The following is a 20,995-nucleotide window of genomic DNA, read 5'->3' as shown; positions in this document are numbered from 1 at the left end:
ATATGAGCATTACCGATAAGAAACAAGCCATCCTAGATACCGCATTAGCGCTATTTGTTGCCCAGGGATTCCATACCACAACCACCGCAGCCATCGCGCGCCAAGCTGGCGTGGCAACGGGCACGCTGTTTCATCATTTTGCATCCAAAGATGCGCTATTAGACTATCTTTTTTTATCGATTAAACAGGAATTTGCCGATGCTATCGTCGGTAGCGCTAACCAATCGACCGATCTAAAAACCAACGCTAGGAATCTGTGGTTCTGCGCTCTTAGCTGGGCCATTGCCAATCCACTTAAGCAGGAGTTTTTCCAGCTCTACTCTATGTCACCCACCATAGATCCATCGATTCGCTTCCAAGCGATGAATACCATTTTGGGCTTTATCACCACATTAATAGCAGCTGGTCAGCAACAGGGGCTGATAGCCGATTATCCTATTGGGTTAATGCAAGACAATTGCCACGGCCAATATCTGGCGGCGACACGTTACTTCATCGACCACCCACAACACTGGCAACTCGATGAACATAGAGAAGCCAGCTTCAAGCTTTTTTGGAATGGAATGGCGGCAACTTGATATGTGGCAAGCTTACTCTTGCCAATCTTGGAAGTGCGCAACTAAATAGTCGATAGCCATTCTGGCTCTCATGGGGAGAAAACGTCGATTTTGATAAACAATCCAGCTGGTTAATCCACTCGTCCAATATGGTCTTAATACTGGCGTTAAGCTGCCTTTTTGAACAGAGGTGACAAAGCTACTCTTGGGCAGATAGGCTATGCCTAACCCTTGCTCGGCAGCAGCGATAACGGCGGGTACATTATTGCTGCGCCAACGTCCCTCCACTTTTATATTAAGCTCAGCCTCAGTATCTGGATGATGAAACAACCAGTGATCATTATTAGAAATAATGCAGCTGTGGCGCTTAAGATCGTTAGGCATTTTCGGCGCACCGTGCTCAGCTAAATATTCAGGGCTAGCCACCGCCATCATATCCCGACTCGCCAATTTACGCGCTACCAAACCTGAGTCTTTTAGCGCGCCAAAACGAATAGCAAAGTCGATACCATCTTCGACAAAATTAACCATGCGACTATTAAAGTCCATATCTATGGTTAACTCTGGATGCTCTACGGCAAACTTGATCAACACAGGCGCGATATATTGCTCGGCAAATGCTCCAGCGGCACTGACCCTTAATGTGCCATTAAGCTTGAGCTGTTGCTGACTCACCTCTTCGTTGGCTTGCTTTAATCCCACCAGCAGATTTTTACACTGTTGGTAATAACTCTGCCCAGCCTGAGTCAAATTGACCCTACGGGTGGTTCGTGCAAACAGCGCACAACCCAGCCGAGTCTCTAAGCGTGAGATCTGGCGGCTCACATGACTGGTCGAACTCCCCAATTGCCGAGCCGCCGCCGAAAAACCATTGGACTCAGCCACGGCAATAAACTCAACAATACCTTCAAAGCTATCCATAACGCTTAACTCTCCTCAAAGCTCATCCCACAATCGAGGTCAAAACACACTCCACAGCAACACAGCCTAAAATCGCTCCAGTTGTCGCTTGAACATTATTGCCATATAACAAGAGTAATTTGCAAATCAAACCGATTATCATAACACTCTGCAACAATTACAATAGCTCCACTTTCAGCAAACGAGTTATCTAACGATGAAAAAAGTACTTATCCTATTGACGAACCATGCAACCCTAGGCACCACAGATGAAGCCAATGGCACCTTTGCACCTGAGCTGACACATGCACTGCATGAGATGCTTGATGCAGGCCTTGAATATGATCTCGTGTCAATCAAGGGCGGTAAGGCGCCGCTTTACGGTACCGATCTTGAAGATGATGCCGTCAATGCTGCAATCTTGGCTGACGAATCTTTCCAAACGCGAGTCAACAACACCATCCCAGCATCACAGATCAATATCGACGATTACGCGGCGATCTTCTATCCAGGTGGATTTGGTCTACTGTCAGATTTAGCAGAAGATGAGAGCGTCGCTAAATTGAGTGCATCTCACTACGAGAAAGGCGGCGTGATTGGCGCGGTTTGTCACGGCCCTGCAGGTTTACTGCCTATCACCTTGAGCAATGGTCAAAAGCTGATTGCCGACAAGTCGGTTACTGGCTTTACCCGTGAAGAGGAAGTGGATTATGCCACTATCGATAAAATTCCTTTCTTGCTCGAAGAGGCATTAACACGCACTGCGGCACGTTATAACAAGGTGCAACCTTGGAATGAGTTTGTTATCGAAGACGACCGAGTGATCACAGGTCAAAATCCGGCAAGTGCTGGAGCAGTAGGTAGAGCTATCGTTAAGCACCTAGCATAAGCAATACATAGCTAACAGCAAAGGGCTATGAGTTGCGGGCTACTGGCTACGGACACACCTTCAGCGATAGCGATAAAATACGATATCAGCAAACGCCAAGTGAGTTATCTTACTTGGCGTTTCTATTTGGCATTTTCGCAGCCTTAAACTGCTCTGATTAAAACTAGTTGCTTCATTCCGCAGCGCCGTGCCGCTATCTTACCTTAACCACATTGTTGATGTTAATATCACTGACTCACTCAATAGCACTAAAACAATGACCCAAGGGAAAGCGAGGGTCCAAAGGACAGCTAGATGGCAATCGAAGTCAGCAGACGTAATCTTATCAAAGCATTAGCCACAGCAGGCATAGTTAGCCAGTTCGTGCCACTCAACGCATTTGCACAGCCAATGGCTAAGCCGCTCTATATCGATGGTCTCTCTTTTCTTCCCGATGATTTAGCCGATCTTAGCGCCTCGAAACTCGATGCCTACTTGTGTGATATCTCAGCCATCGAAGCCATTGAACAGGCCGACGGCACCACCAATTATAAGCGCACTTACAATGCCTGCGTTAAAAGTATTAGCGATGCATTAACACGGGTTAACGCCAACCCTGATAAGCTCCTGCTCGGCAAAAGCACCAGCGATATTTCGCTCGCCCACGACACTGGACGCACAGCGGTGATATTTCAGATCCAAGGCGCCGATTGTGTCGAAGAGAGTATCGACAGCGATCTTAATCAAGTTGATGAGTTTTATCAGCGTGGCCTACGAGTATTGCAACTGACTCATCACTATGGCAATAAATTTAGCGGTGGCGCATTAGATAACGATGGTAAACAGGGGCTCAATTTACCCTTAACTGCCGCGGGTCATCAGTTAATCGACAAGCTCAATCACAGTAAGATGCTAATCGATGTCAGTCACTCTAGCCCACAATCGGCGCTCGATACCGCAAAGGCAAGCCGAGTCCCCATAGTGCAAAGCCATGGCGCCGTGCGCGCTATCGTTAATCATGCTCGCTGCTCACCCGATGAGGTGATTAAAGCCATTGCCGACACGGGTGGCCTGTTTGGCGTGTTTATGATGACCTTCTGGCTGACAAACGATAGAGTGCCAACCGCTGAGCATTATTTAGCGCACCTTAAACATGTGGCCAACATCGGTGGTATCGACGCCGTTGCTATCGCTAATGACTACCCCCTTCGCGGCCATAAAAACCTGATTAAGCTGGGTAACAACAATGCCGAGGGAGTGAAAGAGTACATCGAGTGGTGGCATAGCCTGCGCGCTCGCGGCGTATTAGGCTTTGATATTGAGCCCGAACACGTGGTGATCCCAGAACTTAACAATATCGATCGCATGGAGCATATCGACAGTGCCTTATCGAGCGCCGGTTTTAGTAGCAGCGATCGCAATAAGATCATGGGCGGTAACTGGCAACGCGTGTTGACCCAGGTTTTAGGGTAATTGGGTTAGTTTCAAGCCATAACCTCATGGTGCATCAGTTACTTGCTGCAGGTGATAGATAGCCTTCAAATACACTTTCCAAGCAAAGAGGTCACCAAAAACCTCCCCGGCACAAAACAAAAAAAACCACAGTGCAATACTGTGGTTTTTTAGCGGTGGCTTCCTAGCCACCTTTGGGTCTTACTAAACTATGTCGACAAACTATATTAATAAGCTATGTCAATAACCTATGAGTTAGGTTGATAAGAAGATTAGTTCTTCTTAGAGTATTTCGCGGCTTCTTCACCCGCTAGACGACCGAAAGTGATGATGTCAGAGATAGCGTTACCACCTAAGCGGTTAGCACCGTGAACACCACCAGTAACTTCACCAGCGCCATATAGACCAGGGATAACCTGTTTCTTAGCATTCATGACTTCAGCTTTAGTATCGATCATTACGCCACCCATAGTGTGGTGAACACCAGGAGTCACTTCGATAGCGTAGTAGTTACCTTCGTTGAGTGCACGAGGTAGGTTTGGACGCTCGAAATCAGCATCTTTACCGCTAGTCACAAAGCTGTTGTAACGTGCAACGGTTTCCGTCAAGGCTTTACCGTCAATTCCAACACCTTTCATGTCACCTAGTTTAACTAAGCTATCGGCGGTTGGTGCTACGCCCAAGCCAATGTACTTATCAATTTTCTTCAGTGACTTACGTACTGAATCATCGAAAATCAAGAAGGCTGACTTACCAGTTTGATTAAGGATGGCCGCAGAAGCTTTGTCACGTGTAGTGATTTCGTTAACGAAACGCTTACCTTCACGGTTAACTAAAATTGCACCGTTACCACGTACCGCTTCGGTCACCATTACGCCACCTTTAACTGATAGTGTTGGGTGAGCTTGGATATATTCGATGTCTTTCATCGCTGCGCCAGCATTTTCAGCCACATCGATACCATCACCTACCGCACCAGGTTGGTTAGTAGAGATGAAACCTTTTAGCTTAGGATCAAGCTTAGCGACGCGATCATTGTTCTTAGCGAAACCACCAGTAGCAAGAATAACCGCATCGGCTTTAACCCAGTAGTAACCCTTATACATACCCTTAACTAGGATACCTTTAACTTTACCGCTATCGTCTTTAAGAATTTCGATACCGCGAGTGTTCATGCGTAAATCGATATTGCGTTTAACCGCATTATCGTAAAGCACTTGAACAACATGAGCACCAACACCAGCACCACCGGTTGGACGGTGTGAACGGTTAACGGATGCACCACCCATACGGCCTACATCATTCAAATCAGCACCCATTCCTGTCATCCAATCAACAGAACCTTTAGAGTGTGAGCTTAAAATTTCAACTAAGGCAGGATCGTTAATGTTACGGCCACCTTTCATGGTGTCTTTGTACATTAACTCTGGACTATCGGTAATGTCTTTGGCTTTTTGCTGATCGGTCCAAGCCGCGTTCATACCACCAGCGGCTAACTTAGCGTTACCACCGATAACGGGTTCTTTCTCGATAAGAATGACTTTAGCGCCATTATCGTGAGCTGAAACAGCAGCAGAGAAACCTGCGCCGCCAGAACCGACAACCACAACATCAACGGTATCATGCGGTGCGCTAGCAAGAGCCGCTTGACGTTCTGATTTGTCTTTTGCTAATTCAGCGATAGTAGGCTCGTTACGTTCCCACTTTTTAGCATAAGGCATATTGAAATCGAAGCTATGGCAAGAGTCGCAATACACCATAGATTTTTCGTGAGCGCTGTGACATGAGGTACATGCTACATCGCCAGGGAAATGAGAGTCATGAGCATTGTAATGTTCATGCTTAGTGGTTTCAGCCACCTCAGCTAGTGTGCCGTGACAAGAAACACATTGTGCATTTTCATAGGTTAGGCTGTCATTAGATAGTTCACCGTCTGGTGTATGGCAACTATCACACTCTTGGTTTTGAGCGTGGAATTCGGCTAAGTTATCAGCCGCAACCGCATTGCCCACTAGACCGGCTGTGCCCATTAATGTGGCAAGACAGACTGCAAGTTTCATCTTTTTCATTTTTGCTCCCCTTTCTATATTTAACGACAATTAAGTCCATTAACTATAGAAGCTCTCTCATTATTTTATTAAGGTTGAAGTGATATTCACTTTCGAAAGTAGCGTCAAACTCATCTCAATTTGAACGACTATTACTCTCGCTCCACTAAATATTTACCTATAGCCCTTGGCCCAGCAATAGAATAACCAGAAGTAGATTGATAAATGACACCTCAATCACAAGCAGTAAAATCAGCTATGCAAAGATGCATAGCTACAAAGAGGTATATGCAATTTTGCATAACCTATGTAGCGATAGATCACGTTGAATAAACATCTGCATAAAAGGTACATAACGATTTGCTAATTCGCGCAATGCTGCACAGTTTCTGCGGCAAGTTGTGGGTAGAATCGCGCTATGAAATATCTATTACTCATTCTTATCACTATCGTCAGTTCGCCCCTGCTGGCACAGGAGAGCATTGTCTTTGGCGTTCACTCAAAGACAGCCCCACTAGAGTGGCGCAATAACGGCGTCGATCAAGGGTTTAACATCGAATTGATTAATCGAATTGGCCAGCTCATTGATAAGCGCATCATAGTGCGCCGCAAGAGCTTCCAACAGTTATTAAAAGATGTGCATGATCCTAATAGCGATATCGATGTTATCGCTGTGGTGAGCCCAGTAAATGTAGACCGTAAATTAAGTCAATCTGATCCCATCTATGCCACCCATGCCAAAGCGTATACCTTGCAAGGTAAAGCACTGATAAACAACTGGGCCGATCTGGTAGGTAAGCGTGTGGCCATTAAAAAAAGTGCTTTTGTAGATGTATACTTATCTGGCTATCCACAAAACTTTAAGCGCGTGGATGTCGACCTCTACGAGACGGGTTTTCAACAGTTAATTAATAATGAAGTCGATGTTGTTATTGCAGAAAGCTTCGTCGCAAGGCGTTTGCTCCCCCTCTACCCGTCGGTACGCAGCTCCAGTGATGCGTTAATCTACGGCGCCTTTAACTTTGTCTGCAACGGCAAAAAAAACGTGTTGATGAACCAGATCAACGATGCCCTTAGGCAACTTAAACTCTCTGGTGAATATGACAAGTTAGTCAATAAATGGTTTGGTACAGGTCGAGAGAAAGTCGATTTAACCTCAACTCAACAGCGAATGTTCTCTGTTGCCATTTTAGTCGCTATTATCTCAGCGATAGGGATGATCTACACTGGATTTATCAGTGCTAGCCTACGTCGCCATACTAAGGCACTCGACGCCGAGTTAATTCAACGCAGTCGAATCGAAGTGGAGATCTCAGAATTATCGAAACAGTTCCAATCCGTCCTCGATGGCATCCCTCATGGAGTAACCATAGTCAACCAAGAGCTACAACGCTTATGGAGCAACGACAACAACATCCACTTGCTGGTTTCAGACGAGTTTTACTATATCGACAATCGCAGTTTCATTCTCAAAACGGCGGTGCTTGATGTGCTATCAAGCCAGAAGTCCTTCATTGCCGATATGCTATTCCAGCAACAGTTCTGGCAACTGCAAATACACCCGATAGCCACAGATCAAGTGGTTATCTTGCTTGAAGAGTCCACAGAGCAACATCGCCTGAGGCAAGCCAACGAAGAAGCCAGCCGGCTCGCATCCCTCGGAGAGTTATCTGCTGGCATTGCCCACGAAATTAATAATCCGACAGGCATAATCGTACATGCAGTATCGCTATTTAGCGCAGCGATAAAAGACTTAACTCCTGCCACAGTACATTATCAGAAGCAAAATCCCTTTTGGCTGGTTGCAGGGCTACAACCCCAAGTCGCCATGGAGGAGCTCAATCATAGCTGCAATACCATCGAAGAGGGAGCAAAACGGATCAGTCGTATCGTAAACGATCTAAAACGTTACGCCATGCCCCATATTGCCAATGAATATACCCAAGTGTGTCTCAATGATGTGGTGCAGGTGGCGCTGCGCCTAACGGCGAATCAAACCAAGTATCATCAAATCACCACTATGCTGCATGAACCGGGTCCCCGTATTAAGGGGGATGATCAGCAGCTACATCAAGTACTCATTAATCTTATTCAAAATGCTTGTCATGCCTGTTCACAGCAGTCGGGAGCCATAGTGATAGAAACCCATGTCGAAGATAATAAAGCCATATTGAGTATCGTAGACAATGGCGATGGAATGAATAGCGCCACCTTAAAACGTATAACAGAACCCTTTTTCACCACTAGACGCAACCAAGGTGGCAGCGGACTTGGATTATCGGTATGCAGCCGAATAATCAAAGAGCATCAAGGAGAAATGCAGATGCTGTCGAGTTTAGGTAAAGGCACACAGATCCGCCTAACCTTCGCATTGGAACAACAGGATTAGCACATGAAACTGGCCAGAAATATTCTTTTAGTCGACGATGAAGCCTCTTGGCTACGAACACTCGCCGTAACCCTTAACCGTCTGGTTCCCGAAGCCGATATTGATACCTGCGTCGATAGTCGCCAAGTGAAGAACCGACTTCAAGTGGGTGACTATGCGTTAGTACTGCTCGATCTCACCATGCCATTTCACTCTGGAGAAGAGCTATTAGCAATGATCCGCAGTGACTTCCCCAATACGCGAGTACTCATTGTGACGGGCGTAAATGAGGTCGACACCGCGGTGCGCTGCATTAAAAAAGGCGCCTATGATTACTTCATTAAAACAGACAATGTGGACGATCTTGCCCACACAGTGCGCCGTGCACTCGAAGTGGTCGGCCTAGAGAGAAACTATCTCTACATCAAAGAGAAGTTTTTAAGTCGTAGCTTAGATAACCCCCAAGCCTTTAACAATATACTGACCTGCGAACCACAGCTATTAGATCAATTTCGCTATCTCGAAGCCGTCTCATGTAGTCCTGAGCCCTTACTCATTTATGGAGCTAGCGGAACAGGTAAAAGCGAATTCGCCAAGTCTTGCCATAACCTTTATAGCCCAAACGAGCCCTTTATTAGCATCAACTTAGCGGGTATTAGCAGCGAATCGTTCGAACAGAAAATGTGTGGCCAACTCTATCATCACAGCAATGGCGAACTAGAAGCCGTTGCGGGTTTACTCCATCAAGTCGGCAGTGGCGTGCTCTATCTTAATGAGATTGGGGCGCTACCGCTTAGTGCCCAAGTTAAGCTATTAGAACTATTAGAAACCAAACAATATTATCCTTTAGGTAGCGATACCCCCTACCCAGTAAAATGTAAGTTTGTGGTTTCGACTCAAGATGACTTGCTCAGACTTCATCAAACGGGTCAGTTTCGCAGTGATCTGCTTTACCGTTTACGCGCCCATAAAATTAAATTACCCCCACTAGCGGCTCGTCAGCTGGATATCTCTATGTTGATCAATCATTTCATTGCCCTAGCCGCAGCCGAAATGAATTTACCCGCGCCGATCCAACCGTCAGACTTAGCGCCGAGACTGGCCAATTATGATTTTCCTGGCAACCTACACGAGTTAAAAGGAATGGTGTTTGACGCCGTCAGCCGCAGCGATGGCATCGCACTTAACACATCACCTTTCATTGAAGCGATAAATGAGCACAAATCCCTGACCGAAATACCCCAAGATCAGATTATCTTCCCCAAGGTGTTACCCACCCTAGCGCAGATGAATCAGGCCCTTATGGATGAAGCCATGAGCCGCACCGCCAATAATCAAACGGCGGCGGCACAGATATTAGGGATCAGTCAAAGTGCGCTAAGTAGACGCCTAAAAGGTTAATTTTATATAAAAACGGCTTTTTCTCAGGACAAAGAAAAGGCCGGTTTGCACTGATAATATGTTAAAGCAATTCGACGGTTCTACTCGCTAAAAGGTTATTATTTAGATCGATAATCTCTAGAGTTAACGAACCTTTAAATAGCTCATCTTCACCGAATGTGTATCGAATATCCCAACTCTTTACCTCGGCATCGCCATAGACAAAGGAACTGTCAAAAACCTGGGGCTCTCCGTTCGGTCCTTGCTTAATCCATTTACCAATCAGGCCCACCTTGCCGCCCCCACGTTCAAATTCCACATCGAATACCGCTCCTAAATTCAGCTTATTTTTACCGACAAAAGATTTAGCATCATTAGAGACTTCAAAGCGATTACGATAGCTGTTATAAGTCAATTCGCCAAATTGAAAATCGTCTATATCAATCTTGACAGGTGAGGCTTGATACTCATTCTGAACGACATTTTGCAACAACAACAGCTCATTTTGGTTATAATGTCCTTTCGCAAAGATATCTCCAATCACCCAATTTAGAGTCTTATGAGACTCTGATGTTATTGCATTTTTCCGCTCACCAGTTGGCTGCTTTTCTAATTCAGAGAGTGAAAGTAGTTCGCTACAATGCTGAATATCCCGTATTGGTTCAGGAGCTCGGCAATAGATTCTCGCCATTCTCAATAGCGCTTGAGCATCATATTCTAGCTCCGCCGCTGCAGTAAAATACTTAAGTGATAGCGCCCAATTCTTGTCAACTAAATCACCCAAATCATAAACAATACCGAGCCAATACCCCGCACTAGCATAACCAAACTTAACAGCCTTATCACCCCACTCAATACCTTCTTCAATCATTTCTAGCGCATTCTCTTCATCATTAACACCAGCCATAACACCCGCGCCAAAAGTGATGTTTTTCTTGAGTTCGAGCCCCTTATCGACAAGCAAGCGTCCCAAATTGTAAGCCGCTCGACCCTGTCCCATATTCGCGGCTTTTCGATAATATCTCAGGGCTAAGGGCTTATTGTTTTCAACTCGATCATCAAAATAAAATGCATCGGCAATTAGCACGATATCGTCACCCAGTTGTTTAACTTCCTCATCATCAATTCCACTCATCAAATGGTATTCATTGAGCTTTAAGGTACGTTTAAGATAATCAGCGATATAGATGGATTCATGACGCTGCCAATACCATGAGTTTTGGCCATGACCAGTTTGTTGGTAATAGAGTGTTTCAACCTCTTTCCCCTGCTTTTTAAGTACATATTCCATCCTCATCGAATGTTCAAAATCAGCAATACGATCCATTTTCCCCGCGATCAACAATACGGGACTTTCAATCGCTTTAGCCAAATAAACAGGGGAATACTCGATCAAATCGTCACTCAATTCACCCACAACTTTAGAAACACCTTTGCGATACTCATCCAATACTTTTATGTTATTTCCATTAAACAACAGTGGTAGATCATAAATACCATACCCACCCACTGCACACTGATAATTGCCTGGATGCTTAATCGCAAGCATCAGCGATGAGTAACCGCCATAGCTAGCACCAATAGCACACATCTGATTAAACTTATGTTGCTTTCTGACTTGGTTTACCGCCGCAGTAATATCCTGCTCAATAGCCTTACCAAATTCTCTCTTACCGCTGTTTAGAAACTGTTTACCGTAACCTTCAGAACCTCTAAAGTTAACCCTAAGAACAGCAAAGCCACGACTGGCAAAATACTGCACTTCACTATCGAAATAGTTAAAATCTCGAACACCAATCGGTCCACCATGGGGCATAACCAAAAGCACACCGTTAGCGTTATTTTGATTAGGTAGTGTTAAATAGGCTTCAACATCAACGTCATCGGTACTCGTAACAGTAAATACTTCAGTCTGCCTAAGCTCATATTGGGCTAAGTCAGGATATAGCTCCGTGAGTAACTCAGCTTTCTTGTTTTCTAGATCAAATAAATAGTAAGTGCCTGGATCATCAGAGGCATAGGAAAAAATAAGCATATGTTTGGCATCATTTGAATATGCACTGATAACAGTTTCCTTACCTTGAAACGCGTTATTAAACAGCGATTTTACCTCGTTAATACCGTTGTCGAAAAAATGACTCACATGATGACCATTTTCGACATAGCGAACTAACTTAACAGTCTTTCCCGAGTCATCAAGTTCACCACCAACTAAGTCATATTTTGGGTGTTCGTACAAGACTTTCCCCAATGTCTGACTTGGAATATCAAACTCATATAAGGCAACTTTATCGGTATTTTTATTGCTTAGCACCGCCAGAGTTTTATTACGAATAAACCCAATTGGAGTAAAGCTCACCTCTGAATCATCGATTTTATACAGCAAATTCCAACGTTTTTCATTTAGCGACCGATAAAGTACTTCACCGTGCATATTTTCAATATCAGCAGTCACGGCAAAAAGCTGTTCGCTAACACTATCGAAAGCAAATGCAGCAACATCCTTCAGTTTTTTTTCTTCAAATTTAGCGGAGTTAAACTGTTTATTTATCAGTTCATCTAAGGTCAACTTATAAAGGCGATTACTGGGACGATTGTCATAACGGTTTTTAGCGTATAAGACATGCTTTGGATCAGCGATAAGGGGATCAACCAGATAGCCATCATTTGGAAGATTCACCAATTTTGCGCTTATCTTGTCTGCGTTTTCAGATAACAATGACACCGCTTGACGAGGTTGGCCACGATGATTGTAGCTAATGTATAAAGTCTTATTATTAATCCATACATATTTATTGAGCTGTTCATTGGAATCAAAAACAACCAAATGCTGATAAATCTTATCATCTATACCTATCAGAGATAGGTAGCTTTTTCCCTCCTCAACAATTAGTGCCGATATATAGCGATTATCTGGTGAGAAGCCTACTTGGGACATAACTGGAGAACGAAATAGTTCTTTTGCAGGTATAGGTGTAGCTTGAGCATAAAACGCCAAGCAATATAAACACAGTGCAATCAGTGTTCTCATAGTACGGCCTCCTTACCTGTAAGCAGCCTTTCGGCATACTCTAAAAACTTATCCTCACCAGGTCCCGAATAACGAACTTGACGAGACTTTAAGATGTTAGGGAATTTCTCTTCTAAAAATAGTTGTGCTGAGGTCGAGCGGTTTTCAAGTAGAATTTCCGCAGAAGATACCATCCAAAACCCAACGGTCTTTACGTATAGATCGCCAACATAACTGACTTGATTGGGCTTCACCTCAAAATCCCAATATCCCTCCTCGAGCTCCATATAGACATAGCGACCAAACTTAATATCTTCTATTTGATATTGGCCCGCAGGCACGTCGACTAATATATAGTTGCTCCCAAACTGGAGATCTTTGTCGGTCAGCATCAATGATTTGGTACCACCAATAATGATGCTATGCAGCCCTCGGTTAGTATCAATACCTATTAATAGATACCCGCTGTTTTCAGCAAGCTGTTTGTCCACATCTTTAGAGATACCCTCAATTTTCTGAGCACAGCCGAAAAGCGTGCCAATGACAAGCATTAGCACTAAATTCAATAGTGGTTTCATTAAAATCCCTTTCATTAATTCCAAGGTTATATAGCTTTCTATACAACTACTTTTATTATTGTTGTACTGATACTGCCCGATTCAAAGATACCAATAATTCACAATAAATCAAAATATTTACCAAACACTTAAAGCAGTAATAGCTAACAGACTCATGTACTAATTCAAGCTCTTGAGCAAACATAAAAAATCCCCACCAGAATACTGGCAGGGATGATCAATCACCTGCAAAATCGTTTAAGTGCTCTTAAACGGTCGGCATTACGCCATAAGGCGAGCTTTTTAGCTTCAAACAGTAATATTTAGGCTTGATTGGTTTGCACAATGCTATCGCCAGCCTCTTCGGCCTCGTGCTCTTTCTCTGTGGCATCGACAATGGTTAACACGGCGGCATCACCCACCACGTTGCATGAGGTCAATACCATGTCGATGAGTCGATCGAGCGCAGCCACAATAACAAAGGCTTCGATAGGTAAGCCCATCTGATGAATAAGCACACCTATCATCACCATTCCGCCACCTGGCACACCACCGGCTCCGACAGACAATAGGAAGATACTAAATAGCAGTGCTGGCAGTTGATCCATCGCGATAGGCGCGCCAAAAGAGTTAGCCACAAAGAAGATAGCGATCGTGATATAAATCGACACGCCGCCCATGTTCATCGTCGCCCCGAGCGGAACACCAAAGCCAGCTACGGCGCGCTTAACCCCCAACTTTTCGGTCAAGGTGCGCATGGTCACAGGAATAGTGGCATTTGAGCTGGCTGTCGATAGTGAAAACAGGATCTGCTCTTGAGTCTTTGCACGAAACTCTCTCGCACTAATCGGCGTAAATAGACTCACGGCAACAGGGTATACCACGAAAATCCACAGTAGTAATAATGAGATAATCACTACCATATATTCGATAACGCTCATGAACAAACTGGCCTCTAAGGTAGCTCCAAGTTTAAGCATCAACGCAAATACACCGAAAGGCGCCAGTTGCATCACTAGGCTGATGAGTTTCATCATCAGCTTGTTACCCTCTTGGAAACCTTGAGTCAGCAAAGGTACCGCGCTGCCCATCGACTTGAGCACACCACCCACTAACAATGCCATAAAGATGACTTGTAGCATGTTGCCAGAGGTGAATGCCGAAACGGGGTTATTAGGCACAATATTGACAATAAGCTGCATCAAATTAGGCAGTGCGGTCGCGGTGATCTCTGCCCCAGTGCCACCCGACATATCGACCCCAAGACCCGGTTTTAATAGCAGTGCGACCGCCAATGCCGCAAAGATAGCGACTAAGGTATTGATGATGTAAAAACCAAAGGTTTTTCCACCTAAGCGTCCAAAGCTTTTAAGATCATCTAACTCCAACACACCACAAACAATACTGACGAAGACCAGCGGAACGACCATCATCATGATCATGTTGACAAACATAGTGCCTACGCCTGAAGCGATCGAGATCAAAGTGCCAGAAAAGAGCGAGATATCCGCAAGAAAGTACTGAATAATGGAGCCAAAAATTAAGCCAGAAAACAGACCAATAAAGATCCGAGTTGAAAGTGATTTTGTCATATGCTTGCCTTTAATTTAGCGTATCTAATGTACGCTTTTCTCTGAGCTTCTCATCATTTGAGAATCAAGACTCGAGGCGGGTAACCCCAGTAAGTAGGCAAAGATAGTGAATCATGCTGGCATCAATTTCAACACCAATTCAAATAAGTTAAATAACCAACAACTCACAAACATTAAAAATCAAACATAACAAACTGAAATAAAACAAATAATAATGCGAGATAAGTTAAAACCAAAAATCAACTTTTACTTTTACCCATATTGATCAACCTAAAACATGAAAAATCGTCAAAAATCACAGCTAAAATAACTGCAAACCATAAAAATTACAGTATTAAAAGCCACGAAAATCACTTAAGACAAATGAATTTACCGCAAGGTAAGTATTGGTAGTGGATCGCACTGATGTTACTGGCATATAAAGCATCCCTAGCACTCTTGCAGCACAAAATAAAAACCACTAAACCAACTAGTATAACCAATTGATTTAGCAGTCTTAACAGGGGAAACTTAGATAGTTAAGTCGACCTAATACATAATCATTGCGCGATTAAGCTAACCAAAGCTCCACATCACGAATAATAAAGTTTCCGGTATAAACGGGGTGAGGTTCACCTATAGGTTCAAGCTCAAAATAACGACGATGATCTTCAGGTAGGCCTTCATAGCCACAGATCACCTGATACAGCCAACTCTCTTGATCCCACTCCAATGCGAGCTCATGGTGATATTCCAGCGCCGACTGGCGCAATCCAGAATCGATCACGGCGCAGAAGTACTCATCGACCGCCAGTTTTAATGGATTATCTGGAATATCAAAATCTTCCGCATCGACTAAGGCAAATGGCACATCGTGCTCACGCACAATCGCCTCGCGCCCCACACGGGAGATCGCCTTGATCTGCGCCACCATCTGCAACAGGTCCCGCTCATATCCGGTATTATTTACATCGACTGCGGCGGGAGCCAATATCGCATCGGCGCGATTAAAGAGTGTCGGCAGCTGTTTATGACCAACGTGATCGGCCACCTGATAGTCGGGATGTTGGTCGGTGTAGAGTAACCAGCCTTTAAGCAAACGAGTACGCCCCTGGATCTGCCTAAAACGACCGAGTAGTTCGAGTAAACGGCCCTGCACGACACTCAGCTCCTGAGTACAGTCACTCAAGGTTTCCTGGAGTGTGGTGATCAGTAACTTACGCAGCTCACGGATATCACCTGCTATCTCCCCCAATTCACTAAACTGGAACATGTCTAAGCCGTTAAGCAACTCAGAAACCTGACTCTGAGCTAATTCGTTTTCACGGATCTTGGCATTAATGGTACCGACATAGCCAAACTCGTTGTTAATCCGGCTCCAAAGTACCCGGATCGAATAGCGTATTCCCTCGGCAAAGCTATAGACATGCTCACTTAAATCAGCCAGATAGGCCTCGCTAGCACTGTAATCCACCGCATGACGAGCTTCTTTATAGTGATCGGCTAAGGTCTTAATCGTGGCAAGCCCAGAGCCGACATTGGCGTCGATTTGCCGATTGCGTTCATCGCTTAAGGCTTCTTCCAATAGTGCACGCACCGAGCGCTTAAGGCGCAGCTCTTGATCGGGTTCTGGGCGCCACAAGATATCGGCCTTACGCAGCTTCTCTACTGCGGCGGCATTCTCGCCATCTTCGGCAACCGAACCCGATAGGTAAACATCCATCACCAACTCGGCATGCCGCCCAAGCTGTTTAAGTAGCGTTACCCCGGCTTGGTGTAAGTTACTACTCATATCAGATAAGATCCCTTTGGGTGGCGGTTTCGGCTTGTGCCTCTAAGCTTAGTCCTTCAGTTTCATCGATAAAGCGGATCACCTCATAGAGATAATCGAGCTTACCCGTAGCGATATAGATCTGCTTCTCGATATTAGGACGCAACAAATACCCAAGCTCCACCAAACGCTTAAACACCAACTTAATCTGGGCATCCACTTGAGTACTGCTAGAGCCAAACAGACGATAGTGACTGATCTTAGCCAGTTGCTCGCGAAACGCGGGAGTGTCTTCGATGCGCATCTGCAACTCGCTTAAACGCACGGCAGCGCCTTCAGATAACGGCGCATCTTGACCACTCGCCTCTTGTACTAGAACCAACCATTCCACCAGCGGGATCAATGCATTACAGATATCGCGAAACTGGCTCGATATCACTTTACGCTCATCGTCACCTAGCTGCTGATAACCACAGAAAAACACCTCACCTTCACCAGCCGAAGCGACGGTACGGTTAATCTGATTCAGGTATTGCTCAACGCTATCGCGTGTCGATTGAGATTTAAGCGCGCGCCACGCCTCTTCGTTACTGGTGCGGCAGATAAACTCGCCGCGCAACAAGCTTTCAATCAATGCGCCCTGACCAACTAATACGGTTTGTGTGGTGCTACTCATTTACACAGCCTCCTTGGAAAATCGTTGGCTTAACTTGTCGGCGATAGGATTAACTTGCGGCTTAACCACCTGTAATTTCTTGGTCTGCTTGTTGATGATGTAACGGTTAACAAACAGGTTAAGCACCTCTGACTCTGGGTTCGGGAACGCACCTAATACACTTATATTGTTGTTTTCACAGGCATCAAAAATCTTTTTCACGTTGCCGTGGTGTAAGGTGCCGAGCTCATCGATAGGCCAATGAATAGTGACATCGGCACGCCCTCTGAGCAGTCGGGTAAAGGCAAGCAGGAATTTACACAAGATCAGATAAGCCATTCCGTGGCTCGAGGATTCATTTAACTGTCTGTCGGTTCGAATGATAAGGTCGCTGTTACCTTCTTTCAGACGTAGTTCAATCTCGAGCAACTTAGCGATCCCGCCAGTTAACGCAGCGCGGCCTATAATATCGAGGGCACGGCGCATACTGTTGGTGTAGTGCTCATCGGGCAACTCGGCAAAGCCATCGGCCTTCCACTGACGGAACGCCTTAACAAACACCTCAAGCTCAGGCCAAAACTCCAGTTCACTAATGCGTGAACGGATACGTACCGCAGATTCGCTGACCCCATCGAGAAACAGTTCTTCACCCACTTCGCGAGTAATACGGGCACTTTGCGAGGCGATACGGCGATCGATATCGGCCAGTACATCATAAAAGGCGGTCAGATCGATACCGAAGTTACGCCCCTGTTCACGCAGCCCCATTACCGCTTGCGGCACCATCACATTGAGTAACTGCTCAAGCTGGGGCACCAATTTACGATAATCCAGCAGACGAATACCTTTATCGTTGATAAAGCTCGACTCTTCACGAGCGCGCTCCCAGGTTTCTGACAGACTCGAACCCGACTTGCTGGCAATTACCGAATCGAAGTGCTCGATATACTGTTTAACCGCCCCAAGTTGCTGATCACGGCGCAATAATAACTCTTCACCTTGGCGCAGACGTTCGGTCAAACCACCTTGAAGCTCATCGTTATTGGCTGGCAGTTTTAACTCCGCCAGTTTACGCATCACGCTACGTAGCTTAGTAAGGTTTTCGGACGCCTCAACCTGAATCGCATCCGATTGCTTACGTTCACCATCGAGGGTTTGACGCTGATGTTTAACCTCATTGGCCTTAGCTGTTAGCTGCTGCTCTAGTTCGGATGCGGCTATCTTGACCTGACTTAACTCTGTTTGCAGCTTAGGTTTACGTGAAAGCCAAGTGTGCTGATACCAGTCATCGAAACGCAGCACTTCGCTGCGGCGCTGTTCGGCCTTGCTTATATTGGTTTCGAGATCGCGGATCTCTTGCTTAAGCTTAACGATCTTGTCTTCATCTACGCCGCGAGATTTAAGCTCATTCTTGTACCATTGCTCACAGGCTTTCTGCTCATTTTTGGCATCTTGACGGCGCTGATTAATATTGTTTTTAACCTGTGCTAGCTGATTGTCGAGCACGCCGACAACCTCCTGCCAGTATGCATTTTTCTCCATCCGCGCTTCGAGGGCTTGCTCTTTTTGCTCTTCGATCCACGCTTGATGTTGAGATGCAAGCTGCTTAACCTCGCTATCGAGGCGGCTAAGTTGCTTCTGCGCCTCGGCCTTACGACCACTTAGCGCCTTATTGATCTTCTCTTGCTCGCTACGTTTCTCGTCGAATAGGCGGCGTAAATCATCACGGCTATTCTTATAAGCCGTCTTAGCAAAGGTCAGTTCACGATTGAGCTTATCTAGTTCGGCGTTAATCGCCACCAGCTGATCTTCCGCCTCGGCCTGCAGCGCTTTGGCTGCATTTAATAATTCTTCCGCTTCGCTATAGCGACCACGTAGCTCCTGCTCAGACGCCGCGTATTCAGGGATATCAAGCACTTTTAGATCGAGCGTTACTCCGCAGAAACTGTCTTGAGACTCGGCAAGTGTCGGATGCAGATCGCTACGATGTAGTAGCTCTGGATTGATTAACTTACCTATATTGGTTTCCCAGCTGGAGACTTCTTTGCGCAAATATTCGAGTAAGGTGTGCGACTGTGGGAAAAGCACATGATGCAGCTCATCGAGCTGAGTCTGACGCTCAATAACGCGCAAGCCAGCTTGACGCAATGCCTCGTTGGCTTGATCGCGCTTAGCCCTGAGCTTACGCTCTTCACCGCTAAGCCTATCGACCTTAAGGTTACAGACCTCCTGCTCCTCATCGGCGCGCGAGATCCGCTCATCAAATACCGCAAGCGCCAATTTTTCCTCTTCGCTATAGGTGACATTATTGACCTGCATGGTCAACTCTGCCGCGGTCAGTTTAAGCTGATATTTCTGTTCGCTGTGCTTAGCTCGTCCGGCATCCATCTGTTCGCGCCATTGTTGCTCCAGTGCGGCTAGCTCATTACGACCTAACTCTTGCTGTTTATCTCTGGCCTCACGGTGTTTATCTTGCTCTTTATCGAGTAGCTCTAGCTCACGGTTAAGATTTTCACCAATCTTACTACGGCGCGCATTATAGGCCGCCTCAATATCTTGGTGTTTTTCGGTTTGCAGCTTATGACGCTCGGTTAAGTTTTCTAAACTGCCCCGCCAGCTAGGTAACTGCTCAAGATCCAGCTTGGCTTGCTCAATATCGGCATCGAGAAACGAACCATGCTGATCTTCGATGGCATCGAGTTCATACTCAATCTTAGCCACGTCACCTTTTGCCGCCGAGAGATCGAGGTTAAGTTCGTCACGCACCTCTTTCCACTCATCATCGAGTTGACGTAGCTTAGTGCCCAGCTCTTTAGAGCGCTGCTGATGCAGTTCTTGGCGCTCAACTTCTGCGGATTCATCTTTACCATAGCCCCGCTTTAAGCTCGCAAGACGCTGCTCGGCGCTCAGCAACTGGTTGAACTCTTGTTCTAACTTGTCGAATTCGGGCCGGATCTGCTCGAAGCCTTGAATAAGCTGGCTCTCTCTAATCCAAGCTTCTACACGCTGTGGATTGAGTCGCGAGGTCGGCGGGTTAACCCCATCTTCTTCAAGAATGGCGGCGATCATCGATTTGATCGTTTCCATCTTGCCCTCTTTCGAGTGCACCGCCTTGGCTAACTTCTCGATATGACGCAGCGAGTGCTCGCTCTGGCACAGTGAAAATTGACGCGCGTACGCCCTAAGCTCACTGCGATTACTGCCCGTGCTCAACAGGGCGCGATCATTTTGGATAATGGCACGATATTCACGGGTATTGAGCAAGTTACTGACCGCGACGCCGGCTCGCTTCATCTCACGCCCAAGTTCAGCCATGTTATGGCATAGAATCGAATCGCCTTGCTGCGACTTAACGTAATCGTCTAACTCAAACGCTTTAGCGATAAAGCGGTAGTTAACCCCTTTACCGTCACCCGCTGAGGCCAATACCGCTTGGCTAAATAGCCCATCATCACGCTTATACTCGTAAATGATGTAACTTGAATCATGAGGCAGGTACCAACGCTCGAAGCTGTCGCGAGTAGAGGGCACGACTCGGCTCGGATATTCACCATAAAATACCGGAACTAAACGTTGTAGGGTGGTCTTACCCGACGCATTAGTACCACAAATATTAGTATGTCCGTCGAGGGCGAGTTCCACTACGCCGGGGAGGTGCGTATTAATCAGCACTATTCGATTCAAGCTTGGCATCTGTATCCTTATCCAAACGGGTCTAATACTCGACAATAGATCGACGTTAGCCCGTATAAAATCCAGTCGATATTAAGAGATCACTAGACAGGGTCTGCAATATAATCCCACTAAAGTAAATCAAAGCAGCAGGCTTGGCAATTAAGGCCGAAGATAGCAGCTTTT

Annotated in this window: 13 protein-coding genes; 5 read left to right on the top strand and 8 right to left on the bottom strand. The window is 45.8% G+C overall.

The features are described from left to right. Positions 1-2 precede the first annotated feature (2 nt). On the top strand, positions 3-578 hold the full coding sequence (locus tag K0I73_RS03780; protein ID WP_220063205.1) for a TetR/AcrR family transcriptional regulator: 576 nt from the start codon (positions 3-5) through the stop codon (positions 576-578). A 12-nt stretch (positions 579-590) separates the two neighbouring features. Here K0I73_RS03780 and K0I73_RS03775 read toward each other — a convergent pair whose 3' ends face one another. Then, positions 591-1,478: a LysR family transcriptional regulator gene (locus K0I73_RS03775; protein ID WP_220063204.1), complete on the bottom strand. Its 888-nt coding sequence runs from the start codon at positions 1,476-1,478 to the stop codon at positions 591-593. Positions 1,479-1,674: 196 nt separating this feature from the next. Here K0I73_RS03775 and K0I73_RS03770 point away from each other — a divergent pair, with 196 nt between their 5' ends. Continuing rightward, on the top strand, positions 1,675-2,346 hold the full coding sequence (locus K0I73_RS03770) for a type 1 glutamine amidotransferase domain-containing protein (protein ID WP_220063203.1): 672 nt from the start codon (positions 1,675-1,677) through the stop codon (positions 2,344-2,346). A gap of 294 nt (positions 2,347-2,640) precedes the next feature. Beyond that, positions 2,641-3,798, top strand: a complete 1,158-nt coding sequence (locus K0I73_RS03765; protein ID WP_220063202.1) for a membrane dipeptidase — start codon at positions 2,641-2,643, stop codon at positions 3,796-3,798. Positions 3,799-4,049: 251 nt separating this feature from the next. On the opposite strand, the gene K0I73_RS03760 is transcribed toward K0I73_RS03765, so the two are convergent. Then, positions 4,050-5,846 (bottom strand): flavocytochrome c, encoded by a 1,797-nt coding sequence (locus K0I73_RS03760; protein ID WP_220063201.1) that lies wholly within the window; start codon positions 5,844-5,846, stop codon positions 4,050-4,052. A 397-nt stretch (positions 5,847-6,243) separates the two neighbouring features. Here K0I73_RS03760 and K0I73_RS03755 point away from each other — a divergent pair, with 397 nt between their 5' ends. Beyond that, on the top strand, positions 6,244-8,214 hold the full coding sequence (locus K0I73_RS03755; protein ID WP_220063200.1) for an ATP-binding protein: 1,971 nt from the start codon (positions 6,244-6,246) through the stop codon (positions 8,212-8,214). Positions 8,215-8,217: 3 nt separating this feature from the next. Further along, the gene (locus K0I73_RS03750; RefSeq protein WP_220063199.1) at positions 8,218-9,594 is read left to right on the top strand and encodes a sigma-54-dependent transcriptional regulator; all 1,377 of its coding nucleotides are present in this window, start codon (positions 8,218-8,220) and stop codon (positions 9,592-9,594) included. A gap of 61 nt (positions 9,595-9,655) precedes the next feature. Here K0I73_RS03750 and K0I73_RS03745 read toward each other — a convergent pair whose 3' ends face one another. The 6 genes from K0I73_RS03745 to K0I73_RS03720 all read right to left on the bottom strand — a co-directional run bounded on the left by K0I73_RS03745 (position 9,656) and on the right by K0I73_RS03720 (position 20,830). Beyond that, positions 9,656-12,604 carry a prolyl oligopeptidase family serine peptidase gene (locus K0I73_RS03745; protein ID WP_220063198.1) on the bottom strand — a complete coding sequence of 983 codons (2,949 nt, stop codon included), beginning with the start codon at positions 12,602-12,604 and terminating at the stop codon, positions 9,656-9,658. Beyond that, complete coding sequence (locus tag K0I73_RS03740; protein ID WP_220063197.1) at positions 12,601-13,161, bottom strand: hypothetical protein; 561 nt, start codon at positions 13,159-13,161, stop codon at positions 12,601-12,603. The genes K0I73_RS03745 and K0I73_RS03740 overlap by 4 nt, the downstream gene beginning before the upstream one ends. 302 nt (positions 13,162-13,463) lie before the next feature. Further along, positions 13,464-14,732, bottom strand: coding sequence for a dicarboxylate/amino acid:cation symporter (locus tag K0I73_RS03735; protein ID WP_220063196.1), 1,269 nt, complete (start codon positions 14,730-14,732; stop codon positions 13,464-13,466). A 550-nt stretch (positions 14,733-15,282) separates the two neighbouring features. Then, positions 15,283-16,503 carry a phosphoenolpyruvate carboxylase gene (locus K0I73_RS03730; protein WP_220063195.1) on the bottom strand — a complete coding sequence of 407 codons (1,221 nt, stop codon included), beginning with the start codon at positions 16,501-16,503 and terminating at the stop codon, positions 15,283-15,285. 1 nt (position 16,504) lies between these two features. Then, complete coding sequence (locus K0I73_RS03725; protein WP_220063194.1) at positions 16,505-17,158, bottom strand: hypothetical protein; 654 nt, start codon at positions 17,156-17,158, stop codon at positions 16,505-16,507. After that, entirely contained in the window at positions 17,159-20,830 is a 3,672-nt protein-coding gene (locus tag K0I73_RS03720; protein WP_220063193.1) for an ATP-binding protein, read from the bottom strand. Between the last annotated feature and the right edge of the window lie 165 nt (positions 20,831-20,995).

Source organism: Shewanella mesophila (genome assembly GCF_019457515.1).
Classification (GTDB): domain Bacteria; phylum Pseudomonadota; class Gammaproteobacteria; order Enterobacterales; family Shewanellaceae; genus Shewanella; species Shewanella mesophila.
This window is presented reverse-complemented; position numbering and strand designations above follow the sequence as displayed.